The sequence below is a fragment of the Paraburkholderia sp. Cpub6 genome (assembly GCF_014201065.1).
Classification (GTDB): domain Bacteria; phylum Pseudomonadota; class Gammaproteobacteria; order Burkholderiales; family Burkholderiaceae; genus Paraburkholderia; species Paraburkholderia tuberum.
In genome coordinates, this window is record NZ_JACHDM010000076.1 from 1 (window position 1) to 3,774 (window position 3,774).

General features: G+C 53.3%; 4 protein-coding genes. 1 reads left to right on the top strand and 3 read right to left on the bottom strand.

Annotation, left to right across the window (positions count from 1 at the left end; genetic code table 11):
* Positions 1-153: 153 nt before the first annotated feature.
* Positions 154-1,347: an NAD/NADP-dependent octopine/nopaline dehydrogenase family protein gene (locus tag HDG33_RS36665; protein ID WP_221311650.1), complete on the top strand. Its 1,194-nt coding sequence runs from the start codon at positions 154-156 to the stop codon at positions 1,345-1,347.
* A 389-nt stretch (positions 1,348-1,736) separates the two neighbouring features.
* On the opposite strand, the gene HDG33_RS36670 is transcribed toward HDG33_RS36665, so the two are convergent.
* The 3 genes from HDG33_RS36670 to HDG33_RS36675 all read right to left on the bottom strand — a co-directional run bounded on the left by HDG33_RS36670 (position 1,737) and on the right by HDG33_RS36675 (position 3,701).
* Entirely contained in the window at positions 1,737-2,888 is a 1,152-nt protein-coding gene (locus HDG33_RS36670; RefSeq protein ID WP_184041183.1) for a porin, read from the bottom strand.
* A gap of 96 nt (positions 2,889-2,984) precedes the next feature.
* Positions 2,985-3,107 carry a transporter substrate-binding domain-containing protein gene (locus HDG33_RS38575; RefSeq protein WP_409259129.1) on the bottom strand — a complete coding sequence of 41 codons (123 nt, stop codon included), beginning with the start codon at positions 3,105-3,107 and terminating at the stop codon, positions 2,985-2,987.
* 51 nt (positions 3,108-3,158) lie between these two features.
* Positions 3,159-3,701: a transporter substrate-binding domain-containing protein gene (locus HDG33_RS36675; RefSeq protein ID WP_409259130.1), complete on the bottom strand. Its 543-nt coding sequence runs from the start codon at positions 3,699-3,701 to the stop codon at positions 3,159-3,161.
* Between the last annotated feature and the right edge of the window lie 73 nt (positions 3,702-3,774).

Consider the following 3,774-nt stretch of genomic DNA (forward strand, 5'->3'; position numbering starts at 1 on the left):
GCCGCGCGTTCTTCCGCACTCAAATGCTTGTAGTTCTTCTTCATCGCAACACCCTACCTCATTCAAGGTGTTGCACTTGGAACTAGAGACTAAGCCTCGTCCCGCGGTGGCACGTTCGTTGCGTGCCGTCGTCGTGCTAACGCACAACTACTGATGATCGGCGTTCAGCCTTGCATGACGTCGCAATATTGGCTGGCGTCACAGAAAACTTCTGTTTGTTTATGCGGAGAGGACATGCCATTAAGGTTTCCAGTTTCAATCATCGGCGCCGGAAATTGTGGATGCGCTTTTGCGGCCGATTTGGCTAGTCGTGGATTCGAGGTTCTCCTTTACGGGAATCCAGACCATCGCCGTAATATTGATACGATCCGAGCGAACGGTCGCTTGTTGGCCAGCATGGCTATCACGGGTGAGTTTTATCCGACTGTAACTACTGATATGGGTGAGGCCGTAAACTTCTCGCGTTTTCTCGTGATTGCTGTTCCAGCATACGCGCATGAAGATCTCATTGGCGATCTAAAAGGTTTCGATCTGAGTCGACATGTCATCATAGTCAATAATGCTAATTTTTTTTCCCCAATGGGTTCAAGAGAGCTAAACCCACAGGCAGTTCTAGAGACAAATTCCTCACCCTATGCGTCGTCGGTCAAGGACGGCGAAGTCCGGATCACTGGAATTAAGAATTGTTTGCCGATTGCTGCTTTTTCGAACGCCATGGATGAAAAACAGTTATCGCAAATCACCGCAATTTTCCCGGAAAGGCTCTTGTGGTGGGATAACATTTTCGCAATTGGAATGCAGTCGAATAATGGTGTCATCCATCCTGTCGGGGGTATTTTAAATACGGGATGGATAGAAAGCACAAAAGGAGATTTCTTCTTCTATCGTGACGGGATCTCACCCTCTGTCGGAAGGGTCGTAGAGGCGTTGGACAATGAGCGATTGAAAATCGGAGAGGCTTTCGGTTTTCGACTACCGACAGTCCTCGAGGAAATGATCGGCTTTTACGGCGGAGATTGTGCCAACTTCTCCGATTTCGCTTTCCAATCCAAAACTCATAACTCCACGAAGGTCAAAACGCCTAATCGTATGCAACATAGATATATATGTGAGGATATCCCATATATCTTGGTCCCTTGGTACGAACTCGGCGCCAGAGTGGGCATAGAGTCTCGGGCAATCAAAGCCGTGATTGAAATCGCTTCCTCCATCAACGGCGTTAACTATTTTCAAACTGGCCGTAATCTGAAGCGCCTCGGTGTAGACCACATGTCGAAGGCGGAGCTTTTGCGATTCGTAGATAGCGCGACTTTCCGATTGCCGTTAGCTTCGGCTACTAAGAAGTGACCGGATCCATCGGGTAAATTGGATCGCCTTTGGAATCATCGAGGCCGCTTGGTTTAAGTCGATACCGACTGCAACAGTATTATTGAATTGCCGGTAGTAGTTTGCTTCAGCATCGTCAGGCGGGGCGGGATATGGTTGAGCCGTTCCATCACCCTATGGCAGTTGGGCGCCGAAGAAAGGGCCGACGCAGGCACGCGCTGATGCGACGAACGCGCGCCTACATGTGCAAGCGCAAACATCACTCGCAGGAGATCACTGCGGAGGGCCGGCACGTGGGTGCGCTTGTGAGGACGCTCTCCGCTTCTGGAGAAACTGGGCTGGCGAAAGGCGCCGCCCAACAGGTTCGCTCGGAACGTGGACGAACGTCAATCGAGCGATATCTGGCCGGTTTAGAATTTATGACGCAGGCCGACGCGTGCAACCACCTGATTGCGATTCGACGATACGTCATCGGCCACCGGCACAAAGGCGAAGTCGAGGGCGCTGCCAGTACGGTCACCACCGACGTGCTGATACGCACTCTGTACATAGACGTCCGTGCGCTTTGACAGTGAGTAATCAGCCATCAGCCCCGCAGTTTCGTAATTCGGCTTTAGCTTTCCAGTGGTGGCGTTGAAACCGCTCAGGGTGTACGTATACATCGCGCCGACGAAGAAGGCTGGCGTGAACTGGTACTTGCCGTTGATTTCGAAATTCTGGTAACGCAGGTTGGAAAGCGTGCCCGAGGCTGGCGTAATCTTGCCGACGTATCCAGAAGACACCGGATTGGCGACGAAGGTATTCGAATACGAGATGCCCACGTTGGCCGAACCAAACGTGTAGGTTGCCCCCGCGCCGAAAATGCGCAGCTTGTTCCCCAGAAAATTTTCATCCGCAGCGGGATTGTTCCCGATTGCACCACCGGCGGTGGACGACTGGTTGTTCGCCTGCAGATAGGCGGCTTCCAGCAGCAGGCCGCCTATGACGTATTGGACGCCCATGCTGTACGCGCGATTGTTGGCGAAGTTGGTGTCGTTGCTAAAGCTGTACGTGCCGCCAAATTTAAAGCCAGCAATCTCGGGGCTTGTGTACTTGACAGTATTGTTGACACGGAAGGTGTTGTCCGTGTTGTCGTTGTCGTACGGATGGGAGAACATGCCGCCGCCCCATGTGCCATTCGCCGTCGTTTGAGCCAGATAGTTGACGACGGAGTCGTACTGTCGACCGAGAGTAACCGTCCCGTATTGGTTGGATGCGACGCCGACCCACGCCTGTCGCCCAAACATCAGGCCACCCTGACCGAGCTTGCCGTTATTGACATTAAAGCCGCTCTCCAACTGGAAAACTGCCTTGAGGCCGCCGCCGAGATCCTCCGCTCCCTTCAAGCCCCAACGACTCCCTTGGACCGTACCGCTCTGGAGCTCGAACAGCTTGTCGCCACCGACGTTATTCGTATAGTTGATTCCTTCATCGATCAGACCGTAGAGCGTCACCGTACTTTGGGCCATTGCGGGAGCTGCCGCGGCTGACATCACGAAAGCTGCAAGAAGTTTGATTTTCATTGAGGTCTCCAAACCTTATATTGTGGGTCTCGATGCTTTTTTATGCGCCACCCTGGGTCGGGCACGCGGTCTGTTTTGCTGGGCAGTTGACGTCGATTAACCGCCGAAAATGTCGAACGTGAAGTACTTCTTTGCAATTCGGTCATACGTCCCGTCCTTGCGGAGACTGTCGATCGCACCGTTGATTGCTTCGAGCAGGGCTCTGTCACCCTTTCTCACACCGATGCTGACACCGGGACCGAAGATAGCGGCGTCGTGGATGACCGGACCTCACGCGAAACCGAAATCACGACCCTGCGCAGTCTTCAGGAATCCCGACTCAGCCGTCGGCCCCGAAACCAGTGCCGCATCGAGCCGCCCACCCGCGAGGTCATTCCACACCTGGTCTTGCGAAGGGTAGGGCACAATGTCAACTCCATTTGTCCAATGCTTCCGTGCATAGGCTTCCTGTGTGCTTCCCTGCAAGACTCCGATATGCTTTTCGTTGAGCGATTCGGGCATTGTCACCAGAGCCGAGCCGCCCCTTACAACCAGCGCTTCGAAGTTGGCGTATATCTTGTGGCTGAAATCGATTGCCTTCGCGCGCTTCTCGGTCTGCGACATTGACGAATTGATCGCATCGAACTTGCGGGCCTGCAACGCGGGAATCATGCCGTCGAACGAGTTTTCAACCCAGACGCACTTCACCTTGAGCTTCGCGCAAATTGCATTACCCAGATCGATGTCAAATCCAACGAGCTCGCCACTCGGGGTTTTCGATTCAAATGGCGGGTAAGCGCTGTCGACTCCGAACTTACTAACTAGTGCATAAATAAGCGAACATAAATCGACGCCATGGTCTAAGCTTTAAGGGGCTTAGGGAGAGGCGAGATGCGCGAGGACGACG